This window comes from Rhodococcus sp. NPDC057014, from assembly GCF_042673295.1.
In the GTDB taxonomy this organism is placed as follows: domain Bacteria; phylum Actinomycetota; class Actinomycetes; order Mycobacteriales; family Mycobacteriaceae; genus Rhodococcus_F.
This window is the reverse complement of the sequence record NZ_JBHUSF010000010.1, coordinates 22402-44693: the sequence shown is the minus strand read 5'-3', so window position 1 is coordinate 44693 and position 22292 is coordinate 22402. Positions and strand designations below refer to the sequence as shown.

Sequence of the window (22292 nt, the reverse complement as noted above, 5' to 3'; positions counted from 1 at the left end):
CAACGACCATCATCACGGTCCCGACAGGTCAGGTGAATTCATGACCAGCACAGTTCCTCCCCAGGCCGGAACCGAACCCCGGACCCCGGCGCCGAAGGTCCGGCGCAGCCGGGGTGACCGGTGGACCATCGCCGTCATGCTCGGGCTGCCCGCCGCGATCGTGATCGGGCTGGTGTGGATTCCCACCGTGTTCACGGTGATCCTGTCGTTCGCACGCTGGGACGGCATCGGCGGCACGTCCACCATCGAGTGGATCGGCCCGCAGAACTACGTCGACGCCGTCCAGGCGTACCCGCCGTTCCAGCAGGCCCTGCACAACAACGTCCTGTGGCTGGCGTTCCTGTTCGTCTTCCCGACGATCCTCGGCATCTTCCTCGCCGTCCTCCTCGACCGGGGTCTGAAGGGGAGCCGGCTGTACCAGAGCATCTTCTACATCCCCGTGGTGTTGTCGATGGCACTGGTCGGATTCGTGTGGCAGCTGATCTACTCCACCGACGGCGGCGTGCTCAACACCATCCTCGGCACGGACGTCGACTGGCTCGGCAACCCCGACGTCAACATCTGGGCCGTCATGGTCGCCGCGAGCTGGCGGCACACCGGCTACATCATGCTGTTGTACTTGGCGGGCCTCAAGGCCATCGACCCGTCGGTGCGCGAAGCGGCCCTCATGGACGGCGCCGGGCCGATCCGCACGTTCTTCCGGATCGTGTTTCCTCTGATGAAGCCCACCAACCTGCTGATCATCGTCATCACCGTCATCGAGGCCCTGCGCGCCTTCGACCTCGTGTGGGTGATCAACAAGGGTCGCAACGGACTCGAACTCATCTCCGCCCTCGTCACCGCCAATGTCGTGGGCGAAGCGGGCCGGGTCGGATTCGGTTCGGCCCTGGCGACGATCATGCTCGTGATCTCGCTGGTGTTCATATCCTTCTATCTCTGGATCGTGTTGCGGAGCGACGACTGATGACCATGACCACACACCCCACCGACCACAGTGTGCCCGTCGACCGGGCCGGGCCCCGCAACAAGGCGGCGGTCGCGAACCGGCGCCGGCTCGGTACCGCGCACGCGGCGATGTACCTCCTGCTCACCGCGCTGGCGTTGTTGTGGATCTTTCCGCTCCTGTGGGCGCTCTACAACTCGTTCCGCGACTACGACTACGTCCTCACCCACGGCTACCTGTCGGTCGGCGGATTCACGCTGAGCAATTACACCGAGTCGTGGGAGGTCGGCGGAATCCCGCACTACTTCCTCAACTCGATGCTCATCACCATCCCGGCGGTGCTGCTGATCCTGTTCATCGGGTCGATGGCCGCGTTCGTGCTCGCCCGGTTCCCGTGGAAGTTCAACGTGATCATGCTGGCCGTGTTCATCGCGGGCAATCTGCTGCCGCAGCAGACGCTGCTGACCCCGTTGTTCCGCCTGTACAACGCGATTCCGTTGCCGTACTGGATGAGTTCGTCGGGCTCGCTCTACGACAGCTACTGGGGACTGATCCTCGTGCACGTCGCGTTCCAGACCGGGTTCTGCGTGTTCGTGCTGAGCAATTACATGAAGACGGTTCCGCCGGAACTGCTCGAGGCGGCGACCGTGGACGGCGCTGGACTGTTCCGCCAGTACTGGCAGGTGGTGCTCCCACTGTGCCGTCCGGCGCTGGCCGCGCTCGCGACGCTCATGATCACCTGGATATACAACGATTTCTTTTGGGCTCTCGCGTTGATGGTCAGCGGCGACAAGCTGCCGGTCACCACCGCGCTGCAGAATCTGCAGGGCAGCTTCTTCACCGACACCAACCTGCTCGCCGCCGGATCGGTGCTCGTCGCATTGCCGACGGTGCTCGTATTCGTCGCGCTGCAGCGGCATTTCGTTTCCGGACTGACGATGGGAGCCAACAAGTGAGTGCGACAATCCCCCCGCACGCGTACGTTCACCTGACCGCCGGCGGCGTGTCCGTCGTCCTCGACCTCACCGAAGGACGACTGCCGGCGATCGTGCACTGGGGTGCGGCGCTCGGCGACCTCACCCTCGCCGACGTCGAGGCCCTGGCGCAGGCGAACATCGAGCCCCCGGCGGGCAACGTGGTCGATCTCCCGGTGCGCCTGTCGGTACTCCCCGAACACCACACCGGGTGGGTGGGGAAACCCGGGATCGCCGGCCACCGGGACGGCGCCGACTGGTCGCCGCTGTTCACGACGACCACGCTCACGGTCGACGGATCCGAGCACCGGGCGGGACTCGTCGCGGTCGGTGCCGGTGAGGTCCGGGTCGCCGCACACGACCCGGTGGCCGATCTCGGTCTGGTCCTCGACATCGAACTGCTGCCGAGCGGCCTGCTGAGGGCGCGCGCCGAGGTCACGAACGCGGGCGACACGTTCTACGCTCTCGACGACCTCCAGCTCGCATTCCCGGTCCCGCCGCAGGCCCGGGAGATCCTCGACTTCGCGGGCCGGTGGGGGAAGGAACGGACCCCGCAGCGCCGCGAGCTCACCGTCGGCATCCACGAACGCGAAGGACGGAAGGGACGCACCGGCCCGGACGCGGCGACCGTACTCTCCGTCGGCGTGCCCGGTTTCGGCTTCGACCGTGGCGAGGTGTGGGGCACCCACGTCGCGTTCAGCGGCAACCATCGGCACTACGCGGAACGCCTGTTCACCGGTTTTCAGGTGGTCGGCGGCGGGGAGCTGCTCCTGCCGGGCGAAATAAGGCTGGCGGACGGCGAAAGTTACACGACGCCCTGGATCTACGGTGCCTACGGCGACGGACTCGACGCCCAGGCGCATCGCTTCCACGACCATCTCCGGTCGCGGCCCACGCATCCGCGGCGTGCGCGCCCGGTCACGATCAACGTGTGGGAGGCGGTCTACTTCGATCACGACCTCGCCCGGTTGACGGACCTGGCGGATCGCGCGGCGAAGCTCGGCGTCGAACGCTACGTGCTCGACGACGGCTGGTTCCGGTACCGGCGCAACGATCTGGCGGGCCTGGGGGACTGGCACGTCGACGAGACGGTGTGGCCGAGCGGTCTGCATCCGCTGGTCGATCACGTGCGTTCCCTCGGCATGGAATTCGGCCTGTGGTTCGAACCGGAGATGATCAACCTGGATTCCGATCTCGCACGGGAACATCCCGAGTGGGTCATGGCGACCGGCGGGCGCACCCCGGTGCCGTCCCGGAACCAGCAGGTGCTCAATCTGGGGATCCCCGAGGCGTACGACCACATCCTCGAACGGATGTCCGCGATCCTCGGCGAGTACGACATCGCCTACATCAAGTGGGACCACAACCGCGACCTGATCGACGCGGGCACCTCCCCGCTCGGACGGGCCGGCGTCCACGACCAGACTCTCGCGACGTACCGGCTGATGGACGAACTGAAGCGCCGCTTCCCGGGTCTGGAGATCGAATCCTGCTCGTCGGGCGGGGCCCGGGTGGACCTCGGAATCCTCGAGCGCACCGACCGGGTCTGGGTCTCGGACTGCATCGACCCGCTCGAACGTCAGCAGATGAACCGGTGGACGATGCAACTGCTTCCGCCCGAACTGCTCGGCTCCCACATCGCGTCCGGGGTCTCCCACACGACCGGCCGGTACCACCGCCTGTCGTTCCGGGCGGGGACGGCGCTCTACGGTCACCTCGGGATCGAGTGGGACCTCGCGACCGCCACCGAAGACGAAAATGCACAGCTCGCCGTGTGGATCGACCTGTACAAGCGGCACCGGGAACTGCTGCACACGGGAACGATGGTGCGGGCCGACGAGATCGATCCGACCCTGCTCGTCTACGGCGCGGTCGCGCAGGACCGGGCGGAGGCGCTGTTCTTCCTCGCGTACGTCGGGCGATCCGAGGTGTCGCCGCGGGGCAGGTTCACGCTGCCCGGGCTCGACCCCGACCGGCGCTACCGGGTGCGCCCCGTCTTCGCCGGCGAACCGGACGAGGGGATGACACCGCCGGCGTGGTTCAACGTGCCCGCGCAGGATCAGCCGACCGTCACCACGGCACCCGGGGGCGGACGCGCCGACGGACTGTCCGCGGGGAGCGAGGTTCCGGGCGTCTCGCTGACGGGCCGGGCCCTCGCGGTCGTGGGTCTGCAGACACCCGCGTCCTTCCCCGACGACGTGATCGTGCTGTCCGTGACCGAGGAGACGTAACCGCGCACCGAGACGAGAAACACCTCACCGGAACCCGAAGCCGGTGAGGTGTTTTCGTCTGTTCCGGCGGGTGGGTCAGAACTCCATGCCCGCGTCGGCGCCCATCTGCCTGGTGGTGTTTCCGCCGTCGAGGGATTCCCGGATGATGTCGGCGTGTCCGGAGTGATGGGCGGTCTCCCGGATGATGTGCAGCAGGGTGCGGCGGGCGGTCCACCACTGCCGCTCGGGCGCCCAGGGGGCGGTGGGCAGCGGGACGAGCACGTCCAGGTCGTCGAGTCCGGCCACGGCGGCCTCCGTCGCGCGGGCCACGTCGGCGTACTCGGCCAGCAGTCCCTCGAGGGTTTCGTCGTCCCGCATGTAGTACTGCTGCATCGACCACTCCATGTCGAACTCCGCGTTCTCGTCGGGTTCGAGAATGGTCTCGATCCAGTGCTTTTCGGTGTGCGACACGTGCTTGATCAGACCCCCGAGCGTCAGGTCGCTGACGGTCGAGCGCTTCCGTGCCTGTTCGTCGTCGATACCGCGGATCGTGATCAGCAGGGTGGCGCGCTGCTCCTGCAGGATCTGGAGGAGGTCGGCGCGTTCGCCGGTGGCCGGGGACTTCTGCGAAGTGGTCATGAGAAGAACGATAGAAGTGATTGAGGTCAGAAACGGTCCTCATTAGGAAGGGCTTCTCAGGGTTTTTCCCGGGGACCGAGTTGGGTGCCTTCCTGGATGTGCGGAAAGTGCCCGGCGAGAAGGATTCTCGGTATGAACATTCCCTTCGCCGGCGCCGGCAACTCGTCCCCTCGAGGAGGTGCCCGGAACACTTTTCACGCGCCCCGATCTGGGTACCCCCTCGGTGACGCACCACGACGTCGTGGGGCGCGGCGCTGCAGAGGCAAGGGAAGTTTTCTTCTCCGTCCGCTCAGCCCACCGATGAAAGGACTCACCATGATCCGCACGACGATGACCGCACTGGCAGCAGTGGCTCTCGTGTTCGGCGCCGCGTCCGTGACCCAGACCGCCGCAGCCCACCCGGCCTGCAACTCCTCCTACGAGGGCACCACCAACGACGAGTACGACCCGGACCCCGACTTCACCGGGACGACCAACGACGAATACGACCCCGATCCCGACTACTCGGGCACGTCCAACCGCGAGTACGACCCGGATCCGGAGTTCCAGCACAGCACCGCCCCGTGCCAGGCGTGAGTCCCGTCGGCGACTCCGGTCAGCGACCCGGGCGCAGCCACGGCGACACACCGGGGGCGAACAGCGCGAGCACTCCCACCGCGACGAGGGCGCTGTAGGCGAGCGGCGCCCACTGCAGCACTCCGGCGGTCGCGTCCCCGGCGTCGGACAGCAGCGTCCACAGGCCCACCCCGCCCGCGGCGCTGAGGACGCCGACGACGGCGAGGGTGATCCGCCCCGCCGTCTTCCGGGCGCGCAGCAGTTGTATGCCCAGCAGGCCGAGCAGGATCAGGACGACGGCGATGGCGCCGCTGCCGATCAGCGTCAGGTTCACCGTGTCGGTGATGTCCGTCGCCGAGTCGCCGGGATTGTCCGCGGCCACCGACGCCTCGAGGGCGTCGCGGACGGCGCCGAGGTCGAGGGCGATGGCCCCGGCGATGCCGGCGAGGACGACGAACGAACCCACCCAGGCGGACAGCGACACCGCGACAGCCTTCGGGGTGGCGTCGGTGGGGGCGGAGCGCAGCGGGGTGACCGCGAACTCCGGGCGCGGCGGGACGGGTCGCGGCGGTGCCGGCCGGCGTGGCGGCTGTTCGGGTGTCGTCACGCTGCGATCCTATCGAGCGGCCGCGTGTAAGTTGGCCGACGCGCACGGGCCGCGTCGGCGGAGCCGACACGACATCCGGGCGGCGGTGCCGACACGAGATCCGGGCGGCGGTGCCGACACGACATCCGGGCGGCGGTGCCGACACGAGATCCGGGCGGCCGGGAACAAATCTCCTCACCCCTCCGTTGAGCCTTACGACAAGATTGAGCGTGCTCGACTCAAGTTCGAATTGACTCCGGATGGTCCCGGAGTGCAAACTTGAGCGGAGGGCGCTCACTAAGCGCCAACATCGCAGTTCAGTACTGAACAACCTGCCCACAGGACTGCAAAACGAAAGTGAGGAACACTATGGCTCGTGCCGTCGGTATCGACCTCGGTACAACGAACTCGGTCGTGTCTGTACTGGAAGGCGGCGAGCCCGTAGTGGTCGCCAACGCCGAAGGTTCACGCACCACCCCGTCGATCGTCGCCTTCGCCAAGAACGGCGAGGTGCTGGTCGGCCAGCCCGCCAAGAACCAGGCCGTCACCAACGTCGACCGCACCATCCGCTCCGTCAAGCGCCACATCGGCACCGACTGGAACGTGGAGATCGACGGCAAGAAGTACACGCCGCAGGAGATCAGCGCGCGCACGCTCATGAAGCTGAAGCGCGACGCCGAAGCCTACCTGGGTGAGGACATCACGGACGCCGTGATCACCGTCCCCGCGTACTTCGAGGACGCCCAGCGTCAGGCCACCAAGGAAGCCGGCCAGATCGCCGGCCTCAACGTCCTGCGCATCGTCAACGAGCCCACCGCGGCCGCACTGGCCTACGGCCTCGACAAGGGCGACAAGGAACAGACCATCCTGGTCTTCGACCTCGGTGGCGGCACCTTCGACGTCTCGCTGCTCGAAATCGGCGACGGCGTCGTCGAGGTCCGCGCCACCTCCGGCGACAACCACCTCGGTGGTGACGACTGGGACGAGCGCATCGTCACGTGGCTCGTCGACAAGTTCAAGGCTCAGAACGGCATCGATCTGACCAAGGACAAGATGGCCCTCCAGCGTCTCCGTGAAGCTGCCGAGAAGGCCAAGATCGAACTGAGCTCGTCGCAGAGCACGTCGATCAACCTGCCCTACATCACCGTCGACGCGGACAAGAACCCGCTGTTCCTCGACGAGCAGTTGTCCCGCAGCGAATTCCAGAAGATCACGTCCGATCTCCTGGACCGCACCCGCGCGCCGTTCCAGGCCGTGATCAAGGACAGCGGCATCGCCGTCAAGGACATCGACCACGTCGTGCTCGTCGGTGGTTCCACCCGTATGCCCGCCGTCTCCGACCTGGTGCGCGAGCTGACCGGTGGCCGTGAGCCCAACAAGGGCGTCAACCCGGACGAGGTCGTCGCCGTCGGCGCCGCCCTGCAGGCCGGCGTCCTCAAGGGCGAGGTCAAGGACGTGCTGCTCCTCGACGTCACCCCGCTGTCCCTCGGCATCGAGACCAAGGGTGGCGTGATGACCAAGCTCATCGAGCGCAACACCACCATCCCGACCAAGCGGTCCGAGACCTTCACCACGGCTGACGACAACCAGCCCTCGGTGCAGATCCAGGTGTTCCAGGGTGAGCGCGAAATCGCCTCGCACAACAAGCTGCTCGGCTCGTTCGAGCTGGCCGACCTGCCGCCCGCCCCGCGTGGCGTGCCGCAGATCGAGGTCACCTTCGACATCGACGCCAACGGCATCGTGCACGTGACCGCGAAGGACAAGGGCACGGGCAAGGAGAACACGATCAAGATCCAGGACGGCTCCGGTCTGTCCAAGGAGGAGATCGAGCGGATGGTCAAGGACGCCGAGGCGCACGCCGAGGAAGACAAGGCCCGCCGCGAGGAGGCCGAGGTGCGCAACCAGGCCGAGTCGCTGGTGCACCAGACCGAGAAGTTCATCAAGGACAACGAGGACAAGGTGCCCGCCGACGTCAAGGAGAAGGTCGAGGCTGCCATCAAGGAAGCCAACGACGCTCTCGCAGGCACCGACATCGCGGCCGTCAAGACTGCGGTCGAGAAGCTGGCCACCGAGTCGCAGGCCCTCGGCCAGGCGATCTACGAGGCCAGTGCCGCCGAGGAAGCCGCCAACACCGACGGCTCCGGCGCGAGCGGTGCCGACGACGTCGTCGACGCCGAGGTCGTGGACGAGCCGTCCGACGCGGAGAAGAAGTGACGTCCGACAACACCGAGCAGGAACCGGTCACTTTCGTGGACAAGCGGAAGATCGACCCCGAGACCGGTCAGACTCGGGACGCGGAACCGGTAGTGGAGCCCCTCTCGGGCACCGCTGCCGCTCCGCAGCCCGGCTCGGTGGACGAAGGGGCCCTGCCGGAGACGGCGGCACCGGAGACGGACGAGTTGGCGGAGCGCACCGCCGACCTGCAGCGACTGCAGGCGGAGTATGCGAACTACCGTCGCCGCGTCCAGCGCGACAAGCAGGCCGACATCGCGAACGCGAAAGCGTCCGTCGTCGGTGAGCTCATCGCGGTGCTGGACGACCTCGACCGCGCCCGCAGCCACGGCGACCTCGACTCGGGGCCGCTGAAGGGTGTGGCGGACAAGCTCACCGGCACCCTCACCTCGCTCGGTCTGAGCGAGTTCGGTGCCGAGGGCGACGCATTCGATCCGGCGCTGCACGAGGCGGTGCAGCACGAGGGCGAGGGTCACGACCCCGTTCTCGGCACGGTGATGCGAAAGGGCTACAAATTCGGTGATCGCGTCCTGCGGCATGCGATGGTAGCTGTGATCGACCGCGCCGGTGATGCCGACGCGAACACCCCCGACGGGGCGGCGAAGCCCGCCGCGTCGGAACAAGAGTAAGAGCGAGAGGAGGAGACGCCCAGTGAGCCAGCGGGAGTGGATCGAAAAGGACTTCTACAAGGAGCTGGGCGTCTCGTCCAACGCATCCGCGGACGAGATCAAGAAGGCGTACCGCAAGCTCGCCCGCGACCTGCACCCCGACGCGAACCCCGGCGACACGAAGGCCGAGGAGCGTTTCAAGTCCGTCAGCGAAGCACACGCCGTGCTGTCCGATCCGGCCAAGCGCAAGGAATACGACGAGGCCCGTCGGCTGTTCGCGAGCGGCGGCTTCGGCCAGGGCGGCGGCGGATTCAACCCCGGGGCCGGCGGTTTCGGTCAGGGCGGATTCGACATCAACGACCTGTTCGGTGGCGGCGGCGCGGCGGCCGGTGACGGCGGCCTCGGCGACATCTTCGGCGGGCTGTTCAACCGGGGCGCCGGCGCCGGCAGCGGCACCCGCACCACCAACCGTCCCCGCCGTGGCAGCGACGTCGAGACGGAGACGACCCTCGAATTCCGCGAGGCCACGCTGGGTGTCACGGTCCCGCTGCGGCTGACCAGCCCGTCACCGTGCACCACCTGTCACGGCAGCGGTGCCAAGCCGGGCACCAGTCCGCGAGTCTGCCCGCGCTGCAACGGGACCGGGATCGTCAGCCGCAACCAGGGCGCGTTCGGGTTCAGTGAGCCGTGCGACGACTGCCGCGGCACGGGATCCATCATCGACTCGCCGTGCGAGGTGTGCCACGGCAACGGCGTCACCAACCGCACCCGCACCATCACCGTCCGCGTCCCCGCGGGTGTCAGTGACGGGCAGAAGATCCGGTTGGCAGGCCAGGGCGAGGCGGGCCTGCGCGGCGCGCCGTCCGGCGACCTGTTCGTGACGGTCCGGGTGCGTCCCGACAAGGTGTTCGGCCGCAACGGCGACGACCTCACCCTCGTCGTCCCCGTCAGTTACGGTGAGCTCGTGCTCGGAACCACCGTCTCCGTCCCCACCCTGGAGGGTCGGGTCGGTGTGAAGATTCCGGCGGGCACGGCGGACGGCCGGATCCTGCGCGTGCGCGGCCGGGGCGTCCCCAAGCGTGCCGGTGGCGCCGGTGACCTGCTGGTCACGGTCAAGGTCGCCGTTCCGCAGAAGCTCGACGACCCGGCCACCGAAGCACTGAAGACCTATCTGGAAGCAGAGAAGGCCAGCGGATTCGATCCGAGGGCCGGGTGGGCTGGTGCCTGATGAGCGACACGACCGAGGATCCACGCGAAACCGCCGTTGATCCGGATGCCCAGATCTTCGTGATCTCGGTGGCCGCGGAACTCGCGGGGATGCACGCCCAGACGTTGCGCAACTACGACCGGCTCGGGCTCGTCACCCCGCACCGCACGTCCGGGGGTGGGCGACGCTACTCGCCGCGGGATGTGGCGTTGCTCCGCGAGGTGCAGCGACTCTCCCAGGACGAGGGTGTCAATCTCGCCGGGATCAAGCGGATCATCGAACTCACCAACCAGGTGGAGGCTCTGCAGCACCGGGTTCGTGAGCTGGCGGAGGAGATCTCGAAGGTCCACGCCGGTTACCGGCGCGACCTGGTGCCGATCCCGCGGAGCAACGCGCTCGTCGTGTGGAAGCCGCGGCACCAGCGCTGACCGGGCGTTCCGCCGTGTGAACCGGAATCGGTGTCGCACTGATCTAAGTCGGAGTGGATCAGTGCGACACCGCATCCCCAGCCCCCCGGCTTATCGGTCGCGGCTGCCCCAGTGGGGGCCGCGGCGGGTGTGTGAGCGTGGAATGTCCATCTGCTCGAGTCGTGCCTTGATCTCCTCGGTGCTCCACAGTGCCTTGGAGACAGTGGGGGTGGGGGTTTCGGTGACGTGCATGATCATGGTCTCGGTCCTTCGGCGAGTGTTCGGTGGTTGGGTGTGGTCGTCGATCAGGGCTGTCCGTACAGGTGGTAGCCGGCGTTCATGTTCGGGTAGCCCGAGTCGATCCAGCTGCTGATGCCGTAGCCGTGGCCGAAGTTGCCGTCGATGCGGGTCCCGTCCACGTCGGTCATGTTGTTGTAGTTGTCGGCGCGGAACACGGCCTGGGCGCCACCGGGCAGCGCGTAGGTGGCGTCCACCTCGACGCCGTTCGGGTCGTTGGAGTATGCCTTCACGATCTGGCTGCTGTGCGGGGCGAGGTAGTCCGACGGCGCCTGCATCCACTGCCCGTACGGGTTCGACGATCCGGCGAGGACCATCGGCAGGTCGGTGTCGTTGCTGATCGTCATCGCGATCGTCGGTCCCGACGTCGGCATCGTGCCTGCGGTGGCGACCCCGGCGGCCGCGACGGCGAATCCGGTGACGGCCAGCGCGGTGGCGGGCAGTGCGATGAAGAGGGCGATGCGGCGGCGGGCGTTGGTGCGCATGATGGCTTCTCCTGAGTTGTGGCTCTTGGGGGGAATGTCTGGGGCCGTGGGGGTTTCGGTTTCCGATCTCCCCGTTTTCCGGTGTGCATCAACTATGTCGCGTATGCGCGCCGCAGTCTGTCCACCGACGGGACCGAGGGCGGGATGAATCCGGTGTCCTCCGATCGGGGGACACCGGCGCCGCGAAGTGCTCCGCGCGGGCCCGGTCTCGTGAGAAAGTGAGCAATGGACTTCGCCGGAGTCGACCCGGACCGGACCGCGCCGTGACCGGCGTGCGGGTAGTGGTGGGAGACGACCACCCGATCTTCCGGGACGGTGTCGTCCGTGCCCTCCTCGCGAGCGGCGACATCGACGTGGTCGGTGAGGCGGACGACGGTGCGGCGGCGCTCGCCCTGATCCGCGAACTCGCCCCCGACGTCGCACTGCTCGACTATCGGATGCCCGAACTCGACGGTTCGCAGGTGGCGGCGGCCGTTCGTCGTGCCGAACTCGCCACCCGGGTGCTGCTGCTGTCGGCGCACGACGAGTCCGCGATCGTCTACCACGCATTGCAGGAGGGGGCGGCGGGATTCCTGCCGAAGGAGTCGACGCGGGCGGAGATCGTGAAAGCGGTCCTGGACTGCGCGCAGGGCCGCGACGTCCTGCCCGCCTCCCTCGCCGTCGGGCTGGCCGGCGAGGTGCGCCGCCGCAGCGAACCGGTGGGGCCGGTGCTGAGCGGCCGGGAGAAGGAGGTGCTGGCGCTCATCGCGCGCGGCCAGAGCATTCCCACGATCGCCGGCGAACTGTACCTGGCGCCGTCGACGGTCAAGACCCACGTCCAGCGGCTGTACGAGAAACTCGGGGTGAGCGACCGCGCGGCCGCCGTCGCCGAGGCGATGCGACGCGGTTTGCTGGAGTGACGTGCGCGAGACGTCGCAGAGTCGCGTAGTTCGCCGCTACACCACCGAGGCGGTCCGGGTGACCGCCATTCTCCGGCTCCCCCTGATCGGGCTGATGGCGTTGCTCGGGCCGGTGATCAGCGTGACGCACTGGCAGCCCGACGTGTTCGCCGGGCTGCTGATCGGATATGCGCTGCTCGCGGCCGGCTGGCTGATCTTCGTCCTCGTCCGGGACGTCGGGCCGTGGGCAGGATGGGTGTCCACCGCCGCGGACGTCTCGGCGGTGGTGGCGTTGTGCATCGCGTCGGGCGGCGCGACGTCGGTGCTGTTGCCGGTGTTCTTCCTGCTGCCGATCTCGGTGGCGTTCCAGTACCGGCCGCGGCTGACGGCGATCGTCGGGGTCTGCACGGCAGTCGGGTACCAGGTGGTGTGGGTCGTCTACTCGAAACGCGACGACCTCGTGGGGTTCCCCGACGAGGTGTACCTCTACTTCGGTTTCCTGTTGTGGCTCGCGGCCGCGACGACGGCATTGTCGTACGTGCTGGTGCGCCGTTCCGCGACCGTCATCTCACTGATGGATGTACGCAGGCAGCTGATCGCGGAGTCGATGGGCGCAGAGGAACGCGAGCGACGGCAACTCGCCGAGCACCTCCACGACGGGCCCCTGCAGAATGTCCTCGCGGCCCGGCTCGATGTGGAAGAGGCACTGGAGCGGAACCCGGACGCGCAGCTCGACGCCGCCGAGGCCGCCCTCCGCGAGACCGCGGCGCAACTGCGCTCCACCGTCACCACCCTGCATCCGCAGGTACTCGCGCAGCTGGGCCTGACCGCGGCGCTGCGGGAACTCGCGGACCTGTTCTCCCGGCGCGGTGAGATCGCGATGTCGGTGAGCCTCGACGACGTCGGTCACCCCGACTGCCAGGAGCTGCTCTACCGGGTGGCGCGGGAACTGCTCACCAACGTCACCAAGCATGCGCGTGCCACGAAGGTCGAACTCGCGCTCACCCGCGCCGGCGGGCGTACCACGTTGACGGTCGCCGACGACGGCACCGGATTCGATCCCGCCGTCGTCCCGGAACGGGTGGCGCAGGGGCACATCGGACTGGCGTCGCACATCGTGCGGGTCGAGAGCCTCGGCGGCACCTTCGACGTCACGTCCTCGCCCGGATCGGGCACCCGGGTGGTGGTGACGGTCCCCGATGCCGGATGACGACCAGCGGATGGATCACCGCGGGTGGCGGCCCTCGGCGAATTCCTCGACGATCTTCGCGCAGAACATGGGGAGGTCGTCCGGGTTGCGGCTGGAGACCAATCCGTTGTCGACCACCACTTCCTCGTCGACGACGGTTCCGCCGGCGTTGCGGATGTCCGTGCGCACGCTCGGATACGACGTGAGGGTGCGGCCGCGGACGACATCGGCTTCGACGAGCGTCCACGGTCCGTGGCAGATCACGCCTACTGGTTTGCCCGAAGTGACGAAGTCGCGGACGAATCCGACGGCCGACGCGTCCATCCGCAGGTGGTCGGGGTTCGTGGTGCCGCCCGGCAGGATCAGTGCGTCGAAGTCGGCGGCGGACACGTCGCCGACGACGGCGTCGACGGCATAGGTGCCTGCCTCGTTCACGTCCGAGTTCATCGCCTGGATCTTGCCGGGGGCCAGCGAGAGCAGCTGGACCTGCGCGCCGGCCTTCTCCACGGCGGTGCGGGGTTCGACGAGCTCGACTTCTTCGACGCCGTCGGTGGCGAGGATCGCGACCTTCCGGCCGCGCAGTGTGTCTGCCGATGTCATGGGCAATTCCTTTCGACGAGAAGGTGTTACGGCTTCAGGAGGATCTTCACCGCGCCGTCCTGCTTCTTCTGGAAGATCTCGTACGCGTGCGGTGCGTGGTCCAGGGGCAGTTCGTGAGTGGCGAACGTGTCGACGCCCAGGGGGTCGGCGTCGGTGAGCAGCGGCAGGATGTCGGGTGCCCACCGCTTGACGTTGGCCTGACCCATGTGCAGCTGAATCTGCTTGTCGAACAACGTGAGCATCGGGATCGGGTCGGCCATCCCGCCGTATACCCCGCTGAGCGAGATGGTGCCGCCGCGCCGCACGATGTCGATCGCCGAGTACAGGGCGTGCAGGCGGTCGATTCCCGCCGTCGACATCAGCCTGCCCGCGACGGCGTCGGGAAGGAACGAGGTGACCTGTTGCAGGAGCTTCGCGGTGGGGGAGCCGTGCGCCTCCATGCCGACGGCGTCGATGACGGAATCGGGACCGCGGCCGTGGGTCATGTCGCGGATCACGCCGCCGAGTTCGCTCCCGGCGTCGTTCAGGTCGACCGTCTCGATCTGCCGCGCCTTCGCTCGGGCGAGACGCTCGGGTACGAGGTCCACGCCGATGACGCGAAAACCCTTGTGTGCGGCGATGCGTGCCGCCATGTCACCGATCGGCCCCAGTCCGAGAACGACGACGGAGCCGCCCTCGGGCACGTTCGCGTATTCGACGGCCTGCCATGCCGTCGGCAGCACGTCGGACAGGTACACGAACCGCGAATCCGGCGGGCCCTCGGGGACCTTGATATGGGTGTTCTTCACGTGCGGCACCCGGAGATACTGGGCCTGACCGCCGGGGACGCTCCCGTACAGCTTCGAGTACCCGAACAGTGCCGCACCCATGCCCTCGTCCCGGATCTGCGTGACCTCGCATTGGGTGAACAGTTTCCGGTCGCACATATGGCAACGGCCGCAGGATATCTGGAACGGAATGACCACCCGGTCACCGATCTTCACGTCCGTCACCTCGGACCCCACCTCGCGGACGATGCCCATCGGCTCGTGCCCGAGGATGTCGCCCTCGCTCATGAACGCGCCGAGCACCTCGTACAGGTGCAGGTCGGAACCGCAGATGTTGGTGGTGGTGATCTCGACGATCGCGTCCGTCTTCTGTTCGATCACCGGGTCGGGCACGGTGTCGACGCTGACCTTCCGTCTGCCCTGCCAGGTGACCGCTCTCATCGTGCTCTCCGGTTCGCCTTCACGAGGGCTTCGACGAGTTCGTCCTTGGTCATGGTCGACCGGCCGTGGATGTCGAGTCTCTGCGCGAGGTGCATCAGGTGCTCCTTGCTCGCGTTGGCGTCGACGCCCTCGGCGGTCTCGCCGGACGGGTTCGGGCCGCCGCTCTCCGCACGTTCGTCGGAGGGGCCCTTCTCGGCCTTGGCCTCCCAGTGGTCGCCGACCTTCTCGTAGCTGTGTTTGAGGGCATCGAACGCGACGCGATGCGCTCGTTCCTCGTCCCCGTACTGGTCCATCGCGGAGTCGTACACCTTGGCGAACGTGCGCTGCGCCTTCTCGGACGACTTCTTCAGGGTTTCCGGGAGTTCGCTCTTCTTCGGCTTGCCGCTCTCGGTGGTCTTCGGCACGGGAATCCTCCTCGGGTGTGGCGGTGCCCTCGCGGACGATTACCCGACTCCCGGAGATTTACGCGACGGGCGGGGGCACGCCGCCGGGCACCGGGGCCAGCGCCTGCTCGAGCAGGCCCAGTGCGTGTTCGGTCGTGGCGGTCACGACGTCCTGCGGTTCACCGTCGAAGTGCCGCATCTCGGTGTCGATGCGGCCGTGGGCGAAGAGTCCGAACCAGACGGTGCCCGGCGGTTGCCCGTCCTGGGGGTCGGGGCCGCCCGCGCCGGTCACCGCGACGGCGACGTCGGCGCCGAGCAGTTCCGCGACCGCCCCCGCCATCGCGCGGGCACTGGCTTCGCTGACGACGGGACCGTCCGGCACCTTCAGCACCCGGTGTTTCACCTCGCTGGAATAGGCGACCACGCTGCCCCGGTACCAGTCGGAGGACGCGGGTGCGGCGCCGAGAAGGCACGAGATCTGCCCGCCGGTGAGGGATTCCGCTGTCGCGAGGAAGACGTGCGCGCTCCGGGCCGCTGTCGAGATCCGTTCGGCAACCCGATCCTGCGGAGTCATGGATCTCACGTTATCGGACGTGACCCGGCCGGGTGGGGCGGCCGACACCCCAACAGGAGTGGAACAGGTTTCAGTTTTGCGGGTTTCCGGTTAGGGTGTCGGTGACCCAGGACACAGAAAATCCAGGCCGCCGGACGACGCACCCCGGCCTCGCGGGAGTAGAAGGATCACAGATGACCGACGAGTTCGCAGATCTGCATCGACCCGCCTTCGCTGCAGACCTCCTCATCACTGCACTGGACCGCAATTCCGACAAGCCGGCGCTCTACCTCGGCGACGTCGTTCTCACCGGCGGTGAGATGCGCGATCAGATCAGTTGCTTTGCGCAGGCACTGGCTTCGCTCGGGATCGGCAAGGGGACGAGCACCGCCATGCTGTCCAAGAACCGGCCCGAGGTGCTCATCAGCATGGGCGCCACCATGATCTCCGGATGCCGCGCCAGCGCGCTGAACCCGATGGGCTCGCTCGACGACCACCTCTACATCGTCGGCGACGCCGCGATTCAGACCCTGATCTTCGATCCCACCGCCTTCGAAGGGCGTGCCGCCGAACTGGTGGCGCAGTCGCCGTCGATCGAGAACGTGTTGTCGTTGGGGCCGTCGAAGGTGGGCACCGACATCCTGGCGCTCGCCGAGACGTTCACCCCGCAACGCCTGCGGGCGGCGGACGTGGCCGCCGACGACAACAGCAGCATGGTCTACACCGGCGGCACGACGGGCAAGCCGAAGGGCGTCGTCGGCTCCTACCAGTCCGGCGCGACGTTGAATCAGATCCAGATGGCCGAATGGCAGTGGCCCGACGAACCGCGCTTCCTCATCTGCACGCCGCTGTCGCACGCGGGCGCGGCCTTCTTCATTCCCACCCTGCTGCGTGGTGGTGCGCTGATCGTGCTGCCCGCGTTCGAACCCGGCGCCGTCCTCGAGGCGATCGAGAAGCACAAGATCTCCGCGACGATGCTCGTCCCCACCATGATCTACCTGTTGATGGACCATCCCGACCTGCCGAAGCGGGACGTGTCCAGCCTGCAGACGCTGTTCTACGGCGCGTCGGCGATGTCGCCTGCCCGGCTGAAGGAGGGCATCGAGAAGTTCGGCCGGATCTTCTTCCAGTTCTACGGGCAGACCGAATGCGGAATGACCATCGCCGTGCTGCGGAAGGAGGAGCACCTGCCGGACGACCCCAGTCGGCTCGCGACGTGCGGACGTCCCGTGCCCTGGCTGAACGTGGCGCTGCTCGACGACGACCTGAACGAGGTCCCGCAGGGTGAACTCGGCGAGATCTGCGTCCGCGGCCCCCTCGTCATGAAGGGGTACTGGAACAAACCCGACGAGACGGCCGAGGCGTTTCGCGGCGGGTGGCTGCACACGGGCGACGTCGCGCGCAAGGACAAGGACGGTTTCATGACGATCGTCGACCGCAAGAAGGACATGATCGTCACCGGCGGATTCAACGTGTTCCCCCGCGAGATCGAGGACGTCATCTCGGCGCACCCCGCCGTCGGTTCGGTCGCGGTGGTCGGCGTCCCGGACGAGAAGTGGGGCGAGGCCGTCAAGGCGTGCGTGGTGCTGCGGGCGGGACGGACGGTGGACGCCGCCGAACTCGTCGAACGGGTGCGGGCCGCGAAGGGATCGGTGCACGCCCCCAAGTCGATCGATTTCGTCGACACCCTGCCCCTGACCCCGCTGGGCAAACTGGACAAGAAGGCGCTGCGCTCCCGGTACTGGGAAAGTGCAGACCGAGCGGTCGGATAGCACGACCGGGCCGAGAAACAAGGGACCTGGTCTGCGGCGTGGCGGCCGCGCCTATAGTCTGCCCAAGTACTTCGCGGCGGCGCCGCGTTCAGTCGGTGACGAGGATGCGCGGTGGATTCACAGGCAATATCGCTGGTCCGGTCGAGTTTCAAGGCTATCGCGGCAGTGCCGGACGGGCCCCAGACTCTGTCGCGGTCCTTCTATGCCCTGCTGTTCGCCCGGTATCCCGAAGCCCGCGACTTCTTCCCCGCCGCCATGGACGAGCAACGCGATCGGCTGATCGCCGCCGTCCAGTACGTGATCGAGCGGCTCGAGGAGGACTCCGGGCAGATCCTCGCCTACCTCGCCCAGCTCGGCCGCGACCACCGCAAGTACGGCATCGAGGACGCGCACTACGTCGCCGTCGGCAACTCCCTGATCGCCGCCGTCGAGCAATTCCCCTCGACCGAGCCGTGGACCGACGAACTCGAGCAGGCGTGGCGCGACGTCCTCGCGGTCGTCGCCGCCACCATGATGGACGCGGCCAACGCCGAGAGCGGCCCGCCGGCGTGGGGCGCGACCGTGATCGAGCACCTGCAGGTCCGCAAGGACGTCTCGATCATCCGGCTGCAACTCGACGAGCCGATGACGTACACCGCAGGCCAGTTCGTGAGTGTGCAGGTGCCGTCGCGGCCCCGGATGTGGCGGTACCTGTCGCCGGCGAACCCCGCCAACGATCAGGGCATCATCGAATTCCACGTCCGCCGGGTGTCGGGCGGCTGGGTGAGCCCCGCCATCGTCGCCCAGACACTCGTGGGCGAGCGGTGGGTGGTCGGGTCCCCCCTCGGCGACCTCGGAATCCGCTACGACAACGGTCGCGACATCCTGATGATCGGATCGGGGACCGGCATCGCCCCGCTGCGCGCGCAGATCCTCCAGATGTCGCAGCGCGGCCAGGACCGGCGCGTCCACCTCTTCTTTGCCGGCCGGTACCCCTGCGACCTCTACGACCTGGGCACCCTGTGGGCGCTCGCGGAGCAGAATCCGTGGCTGACCGTCGTCCCGGTCACCGAGGACGACGAGGACCCGTGGTGGTACACGGGCCCCAGCAGTGCCGGGATGCCCGGCATGCACCGCCGGCTGACCGGCAAGGTCGGGCAGGTCGTCGCCGACTTCGGGACGTGGGCCGAGCGCGACATCCAGCTCGTCGGCTCCGAAGCCATGATCAACACCACCAAGTTCCGGCTGCACGCGGCGGGAACGCCGCCGGAGAACATCCGGCACGACCCGTCCTACTGATCCGGGCCGCTCAGTACGGGTCGAACTGAATGTTCTCGGTGGGGGTCCCGGTGTCACGGAGACGGTCGAGGGTGGCGCGGACCATCGCCGCCGAACCGCACACCGGCACCTGGTGCTCGGTGAACGCACCGTAGGACGTGACGACGTCGGGCAGCGAGCCCTCGATGAGGTCGTCCTCGGTGAACCCCACGTCCACTCTGGTGCGCTCGTACCACTCGTCGGTCCAGTCGGGATTCGCGACGTTCTCCACCACCGGAATGACCGTGAGCCACGGCAGATTCTGCAGCAGCAGGTACAGCATGTCGGACGCGTAGAGATCGCGCGGCGTCCGATCGCCCGTGAACAGGAACACCCGCGGCGGATTCGGCCTGCGGGACAGGTCCAGCAGGATCGACCGGAACGGGGCGAGGCCGGTGCCGCCGGCGATCATGATGACGTCCGGTCCGTCCTCGTCGACGGACATCGTGCCGCGCGGCTCGAGGATCTGCCACTGGTCGCCCGGCGACGTCCCCGTGACGATGTCGCCGCTGACCCAGCCGCCCGGCACCGTCCGGACGTGGAATTCGAGTTTGCCGTCCAGCGACGGCGGAAGGGCGGGGGAGAGCCTGCGCAGCAGCCGCGGGTTCTGGGGCACGCTGACGTCCACGTACTGTCCCGGCTCGAACGGGACGTAGTCACCGACGAGGCGGACGACGGCGAGGTCGTGCCGCAATCGGTGGTGTTCGACGACGGTGCTGGTCCAGGTGGTCTGCGTGGCTTGCATGGCGTGATGCTCTCCCGACGGTCGAACCGGATGGCGGATGGGCGGGGACTGGCTGCGCGGCTAGATCAGGGGGTCGTGGCGGATCAGCTCGGGCGGGGTGCCCCCGCCCTGCAGGGCGTACACGGTGGTCTTGATCATCGCCGGCGACCCGGAGATCTGGATCTGCCGGTCCGCCCACGACCCGAACCGCGCGACCACCCGGCCCAGCTGGCCCTGGAGTCGCTGATGCAACCCCGGCGGCGCCTCGGGTGCGGGAATCGTGTGCCACCACGGGTCCTCGTCCTCCTCGGAGACGGGAACCACGGTCAGCCACGGATTGCTCAGCGACAGGTGCCACAGGGTCTCGATGTCGTACAGGTCGCACGGGTACTTGCCGCCCACGAACATGTGGACGCGCGGGTTGTTCGACCGCATCGCCATTTCCATCACCTGGGCGCGCAGCGGTGCGATGCCCGTCCCCGAACCGATCATCAGGACGTCCTGCCCGCTCTCGCGGTCCACCTCCAGCCCGCCGAGCGGCGAGCTGAGCAACCAGCGGTCGCCGACCTGCGTCTCGTTCACGATCGCCGGACTGACCCACCCGCCCGACACGCGGCGCACATGGAATTCGAGCTGTCCGTACGGGTTGGCCGGGATGGCCGCCGACAGGTACCGCCACATCCGCGGCCGCTGCGGGATCTGGACGCTGAGATACTGGCCCGCGCCGTACGGGATGGGGGAGTCGGTCTCGAGACGAACGATCGCGAGGTCGTCGAGGCGGCGTTCGTGATCGACGACGGTGGCGCCCCAGGCGGCGGGCAGGTCGTCGTTGTCCGCGGCGTCGGCCATCGTGTTCAGGAGAAGGTCGAGCAGTTCCGTCCACGCCGCGGTCAGCGACGGCGTCCAGATGGCCTGGGTGAAGGAGCTCTGCACGGCGACCAGCAGCGCATGGCCCGACGCGAAGTAGTGCCTGCCCTCGACACCGTACTTGCGGTGATCACGCCCGAGCTGGCTCAGGAAACCGAGGACCCGGTCCACGTCCTCGAGGTTGTCGATGACGAACTGCAGCGCCTGGAACAGGCGATGACCCTGCTGATCCAGCGCAGCCGGGAAGAGCGCGCGGAATTCGGGGTGCTCCGCGAACAGGGTGGCGTAGAACGTGGTGGTGAGCCGGTTGTGGCCGTGGTCGGTGGACACGATCGACGAAAAGCTGGCGCGCAGACGCGAAATCACGAGTGGGTCGAGGCAATCTCGTGTCAAGCCGTCCCCTGCCTCCGTGCCTGCTGATTCGAACACCCGCATTCTAGCCGTCCTCCGCACGGGACCCCGGGTTACGGCGCCGGCCGCTTCGGCCGCCGACCCCGGCATTTTCGGCGGGCCGCTATTGAGCCGTGACCACCGGCAGGGCACGATGTGCATCGAGAATGGGACCGGGTTACCGAGGGGGGCTCCATGCGAGTTGGTGTTGCGCGGGATCGGGGTCGGTTTCGCCAGGGGATGCGCAGCGCCGGCTCGGTTCGACGCGTGGGCGCCGTCGTGCTGGCGGTCGGCGGCCTGATGGCGTCGAGCGTCGGAACGATCGCCTCCGCGGAACCCCGGGCGACGGTCGAGTCGATCACGGCCGACGAGGCGCCCGACGGTTCGCGGTTGGTCGAGGTCACCCCGGTCGGCGAAGCGCAGATGAACTTCACGGTTCACTCGACGGCCATGGACAAGGACGTCACCGTCCGGGTCATTCGGGCCGCGTCCGCGAAACGTCCCACCGTGTACATGCTCGGCGGTGTCGAGGGGAACTCGGAACAGTTCGGCTGGGAGCAGAAGGCGGACGTCGAGAAGTTCTTCTCCGACAAGGACGTCAACGTCGTCATTCCGTTCGGTGGCCAGTCCAGTTACTACGCCGACTGGCAGCGCGACGATCCCGAACTGGGGCGGAACAAGTGGCAGACGTTCCTGACGAAGGAACTGCCGCCCATCGTCGACTCGGCGCTCGACACGACCGGCAGGAACGCGATCGCCGGGCTGTCCATGTCGGCCACCAGCGTGCTCAACCTCGCGATCTCCAAGCCCGGGCTGTATCAGAGCGTCGGCGCCTACAGCGGGTGCGCGATGACGAGCGACCCGGTGGCCCGCCGATTCGTCGAGATCACGGTCGCGGACTTCGGTGGCAACCCGGAGAACATGTGGGGTGCTGCCAACGATCCGCTGTGGGCCGCGAACGATCCGTACGTCAACGCCGAGAAACTCCGGGGGACCACCCTCTACATCTCCAACGGCAGCGGACTGCCGGGGCCGTACGACACCCTCGACGCCCGGACCGTCGGCGGCGACCGCCGCGCCCTCGCGACGCAGGTGGTGGTCGGCGGTGTCATCGAGGCCGTGACCAACGACTGCACGATGCGGCTCGCGGAGAAACTCCGGGCCCTCGACATTCCCGCCACCGTCGACCTCCGGCCGGTGGGCACCCACTCGTGGGGGTATTGGCGTGACGACCTCACCACGTCCTGGCCGATGATGGGTGCCGCGATCGGGGCGTGATTTTCCGCCCC

23 protein-coding genes are annotated in these 22292 nt (G+C 67.8%); 13 read left to right on the top strand and 10 right to left on the bottom strand.

What is annotated here, in order from left to right:
• Positions 1-40: 40 nt before the first annotated feature.
• From ACFTZB_RS03720 to ACFTZB_RS03710, 3 genes are read left to right on the top strand one after another with little or no spacing between them, the layout of a single operon-like run.
• Positions 41-964 carry a carbohydrate ABC transporter permease gene (locus tag ACFTZB_RS03720; protein WP_378430145.1) on the top strand — a complete coding sequence of 308 codons (924 nt, stop codon included), beginning with the start codon at positions 41-43 and terminating at the stop codon, positions 962-964.
• On the top strand, positions 964-1899 hold the full coding sequence (locus ACFTZB_RS03715) for a carbohydrate ABC transporter permease (protein WP_378430144.1): 936 nt from the start codon (positions 964-966) through the stop codon (positions 1897-1899). Before ACFTZB_RS03720 ends, ACFTZB_RS03715 begins: the two co-directional genes overlap by 1 nt.
• Positions 1896-4148, top strand: a complete 2253-nt coding sequence (locus tag ACFTZB_RS03710; protein ID WP_378430143.1) for an alpha-galactosidase — start codon at positions 1896-1898, stop codon at positions 4146-4148. Before ACFTZB_RS03715 ends, ACFTZB_RS03710 begins: the two co-directional genes overlap by 4 nt.
• Before the next feature lie 75 nt (positions 4149-4223).
• On the opposite strand, the gene ACFTZB_RS03705 is transcribed toward ACFTZB_RS03710, so the two are convergent.
• A complete protein-coding gene (locus ACFTZB_RS03705) occupies positions 4224-4766 on the bottom strand; it encodes a DinB family protein (RefSeq protein WP_378430142.1) in 543 nt (180 codons plus the stop codon).
• A gap of 315 nt (positions 4767-5081) precedes the next feature.
• On the opposite strand from ACFTZB_RS03705, the gene ACFTZB_RS03700 reads away from it, so the two are divergent.
• Positions 5082-5342 carry a hypothetical protein gene (locus ACFTZB_RS03700; protein WP_378430141.1) on the top strand — a complete coding sequence of 87 codons (261 nt, stop codon included), beginning with the start codon at positions 5082-5084 and terminating at the stop codon, positions 5340-5342.
• A 19-nt stretch (positions 5343-5361) separates the two neighbouring features.
• Here the strand turns inward: ACFTZB_RS03700 and ACFTZB_RS03695 are convergent, their stop codons facing one another.
• On the bottom strand, positions 5362-5928 hold the full coding sequence (locus ACFTZB_RS03695; protein ID WP_378430140.1) for a hypothetical protein: 567 nt from the start codon (positions 5926-5928) through the stop codon (positions 5362-5364).
• A gap of 348 nt (positions 5929-6276) precedes the next feature.
• On the opposite strand from ACFTZB_RS03695, the gene dnaK reads away from it, so the two are divergent.
• The 4 genes from dnaK to ACFTZB_RS03675 are packed head-to-tail and all read left to right on the top strand — an operon-like array spanning position 6277 to position 10382.
• Complete coding sequence (dnaK, locus tag ACFTZB_RS03690; protein ID WP_072937401.1) at positions 6277-8121, top strand: molecular chaperone DnaK; 1845 nt, start codon at positions 6277-6279, stop codon at positions 8119-8121.
• Positions 8118-8768, top strand: a complete 651-nt coding sequence (grpE, locus tag ACFTZB_RS03685) for a nucleotide exchange factor GrpE (protein WP_378430139.1) — start codon at positions 8118-8120, stop codon at positions 8766-8768. Before dnaK ends, grpE begins: the two co-directional genes overlap by 4 nt.
• 22 nt (positions 8769-8790) lie before the next feature.
• Positions 8791-9975, top strand: coding sequence for a molecular chaperone DnaJ (dnaJ, locus tag ACFTZB_RS03680; protein WP_378430138.1), 1185 nt, complete (start codon positions 8791-8793; stop codon positions 9973-9975).
• Entirely contained in the window at positions 9975-10382 is a 408-nt protein-coding gene (locus ACFTZB_RS03675) for a heat shock protein transcriptional repressor HspR (RefSeq protein ID WP_378430137.1), read from the top strand. The genes dnaJ and ACFTZB_RS03675 overlap by 1 nt, the downstream gene beginning before the upstream one ends.
• 90 nt (positions 10383-10472) lie before the next feature.
• Here the strand turns inward: ACFTZB_RS03675 and ACFTZB_RS03670 are convergent, their stop codons facing one another.
• Together ACFTZB_RS03670 and ACFTZB_RS03665 are read right to left on the bottom strand one after the other, a co-directional pair.
• A complete protein-coding gene (locus ACFTZB_RS03670) occupies positions 10473-10619 on the bottom strand; it encodes a hypothetical protein (RefSeq protein WP_378430136.1) in 147 nt (48 codons plus the stop codon).
• A 47-nt stretch (positions 10620-10666) separates the two neighbouring features.
• Positions 10667-11143, bottom strand: coding sequence for a hypothetical protein (locus tag ACFTZB_RS03665; protein ID WP_206006068.1), 477 nt, complete (start codon positions 11141-11143; stop codon positions 10667-10669).
• A gap of 263 nt (positions 11144-11406) precedes the next feature.
• Here ACFTZB_RS03665 and ACFTZB_RS03660 point away from each other — a divergent pair, with 263 nt between their 5' ends.
• Positions 11407-12042 (top strand): response regulator, encoded by a 636-nt coding sequence (locus ACFTZB_RS03660; RefSeq protein ID WP_378430166.1) that lies wholly within the window; start codon positions 11407-11409, stop codon positions 12040-12042.
• Between the two features lies 1 nt (position 12043).
• A complete protein-coding gene (locus ACFTZB_RS03655; protein ID WP_378430135.1) occupies positions 12044-13231 on the top strand; it encodes a sensor histidine kinase in 1188 nt (395 codons plus the stop codon).
• Between the two features lie 15 nt (positions 13232-13246).
• Here the strand turns inward: ACFTZB_RS03655 and ACFTZB_RS03650 are convergent, their stop codons facing one another.
• The 4 genes from ACFTZB_RS03650 to ACFTZB_RS03635 are packed head-to-tail and all read right to left on the bottom strand — an operon-like array spanning position 13247 to position 15975.
• A complete protein-coding gene (locus ACFTZB_RS03650; RefSeq protein WP_378430134.1) occupies positions 13247-13810 on the bottom strand; it encodes a type 1 glutamine amidotransferase domain-containing protein in 564 nt (187 codons plus the stop codon).
• Positions 13811-13836: 26 nt separating this feature from the next.
• Entirely contained in the window at positions 13837-15018 is a 1182-nt protein-coding gene (locus tag ACFTZB_RS03645; protein WP_378430133.1) for a zinc-dependent alcohol dehydrogenase, read from the bottom strand.
• A complete protein-coding gene (locus ACFTZB_RS03640; RefSeq protein ID WP_378430132.1) occupies positions 15015-15422 on the bottom strand; it encodes a ChaB family protein in 408 nt (135 codons plus the stop codon). Before ACFTZB_RS03640 ends, ACFTZB_RS03645 begins: the two co-directional genes overlap by 4 nt.
• Positions 15423-15480: 58 nt before the next feature.
• A complete protein-coding gene (locus ACFTZB_RS03635; protein WP_378430131.1) occupies positions 15481-15975 on the bottom strand; it encodes a CinA family protein in 495 nt (164 codons plus the stop codon).
• Between the two features lie 173 nt (positions 15976-16148).
• Here ACFTZB_RS03635 and ACFTZB_RS03630 point away from each other — a divergent pair, with 173 nt between their 5' ends.
• Both ACFTZB_RS03630 and ACFTZB_RS03625 read left to right on the top strand, forming a co-directional pair.
• Positions 16149-17726 (top strand): AMP-binding protein, encoded by a 1578-nt coding sequence (locus ACFTZB_RS03630; protein ID WP_378430130.1) that lies wholly within the window; start codon positions 16149-16151, stop codon positions 17724-17726.
• A gap of 111 nt (positions 17727-17837) precedes the next feature.
• A complete protein-coding gene (locus ACFTZB_RS03625) occupies positions 17838-19004 on the top strand; it encodes an FAD-binding oxidoreductase (RefSeq protein ID WP_378430129.1) in 1167 nt (388 codons plus the stop codon).
• 10 nt (positions 19005-19014) lie between these two features.
• Here the strand turns inward: ACFTZB_RS03625 and ACFTZB_RS03620 are convergent, their stop codons facing one another.
• Together ACFTZB_RS03620 and ACFTZB_RS03615 are read right to left on the bottom strand one after the other, a co-directional pair.
• A complete protein-coding gene (locus ACFTZB_RS03620) occupies positions 19015-19767 on the bottom strand; it encodes an FAD-binding oxidoreductase (RefSeq protein WP_378430128.1) in 753 nt (250 codons plus the stop codon).
• Positions 19768-19827: 60 nt separating this feature from the next.
• Entirely contained in the window at positions 19828-21048 is a 1221-nt protein-coding gene (locus tag ACFTZB_RS03615) for a globin domain-containing protein (RefSeq protein ID WP_378430127.1), read from the bottom strand.
• Between the two features lie 195 nt (positions 21049-21243).
• Here ACFTZB_RS03615 and ACFTZB_RS03610 point away from each other — a divergent pair, with 195 nt between their 5' ends.
• A complete protein-coding gene (locus tag ACFTZB_RS03610) occupies positions 21244-22281 on the top strand; it encodes an alpha/beta hydrolase (RefSeq protein WP_378430165.1) in 1038 nt (345 codons plus the stop codon).
• Positions 22282-22292: the final 11 nt, after the last annotated feature.

Bases quoted from the DNA above. Each gene is read 5' to 3' on its own strand.
- ACFTZB_RS03720 (WP_378430145.1), top strand. From the start codon at position 41: ATGACCAGCACAGTTCCTCCCCAGGCCGGAACCGAACCCCGGACCCCG.
- ACFTZB_RS03715 (WP_378430144.1), top strand. From the start codon at position 964: ATGACCATGACCACACACCCCACCGACCACAGTGTGCCCGTCGACCGG.
- ACFTZB_RS03705 (WP_378430142.1), bottom strand. From the start codon at position 4,766: ATGACCACTTCGCAGAAGTCCCCGGCCACCGGCGAACGCGCCGACCTC.
- ACFTZB_RS03700 (WP_378430141.1), top strand. From the start codon at position 5,082: ATGATCCGCACGACGATGACCGCACTGGCAGCAGTGGCTCTCGTGTTC.
- dnaK (WP_072937401.1), top strand. From the start codon at position 6,277: ATGGCTCGTGCCGTCGGTATCGACCTCGGTACAACGAACTCGGTCGTG.
- ACFTZB_RS03675 (WP_378430137.1), top strand. From the start codon at position 9,975: ATGAGCGACACGACCGAGGATCCACGCGAAACCGCCGTTGATCCGGAT.
- ACFTZB_RS03670 (WP_378430136.1), bottom strand. From the start codon at position 10,619: ATGATCATGCACGTCACCGAAACCCCCACCCCCACTGTCTCCAAGGCA.
- ACFTZB_RS03665 (WP_206006068.1), bottom strand. From the start codon at position 11,143: ATGCGCACCAACGCCCGCCGCCGCATCGCCCTCTTCATCGCACTGCCC.
- ACFTZB_RS03650 (WP_378430134.1), bottom strand. From the start codon at position 13,810: ATGACATCGGCAGACACACTGCGCGGCCGGAAGGTCGCGATCCTCGCC.
- ACFTZB_RS03645 (WP_378430133.1), bottom strand. From the start codon at position 15,018: ATGAGAGCGGTCACCTGGCAGGGCAGACGGAAGGTCAGCGTCGACACC.
- ACFTZB_RS03635 (WP_378430131.1), bottom strand. From the start codon at position 15,975: ATGACTCCGCAGGATCGGGTTGCCGAACGGATCTCGACAGCGGCCCGG.
- ACFTZB_RS03630 (WP_378430130.1), top strand. From the start codon at position 16,149: ATGACCGACGAGTTCGCAGATCTGCATCGACCCGCCTTCGCTGCAGAC.
- ACFTZB_RS03620 (WP_378430128.1), bottom strand. From the start codon at position 19,767: ATGCAAGCCACGCAGACCACCTGGACCAGCACCGTCGTCGAACACCAC.
- ACFTZB_RS03615 (WP_378430127.1), bottom strand. From the start codon at position 21,048: ATGCGGGTGTTCGAATCAGCAGGCACGGAGGCAGGGGACGGCTTGACA.
- ACFTZB_RS03610 (WP_378430165.1), top strand. From the start codon at position 21,244: ATGCGCAGCGCCGGCTCGGTTCGACGCGTGGGCGCCGTCGTGCTGGCG.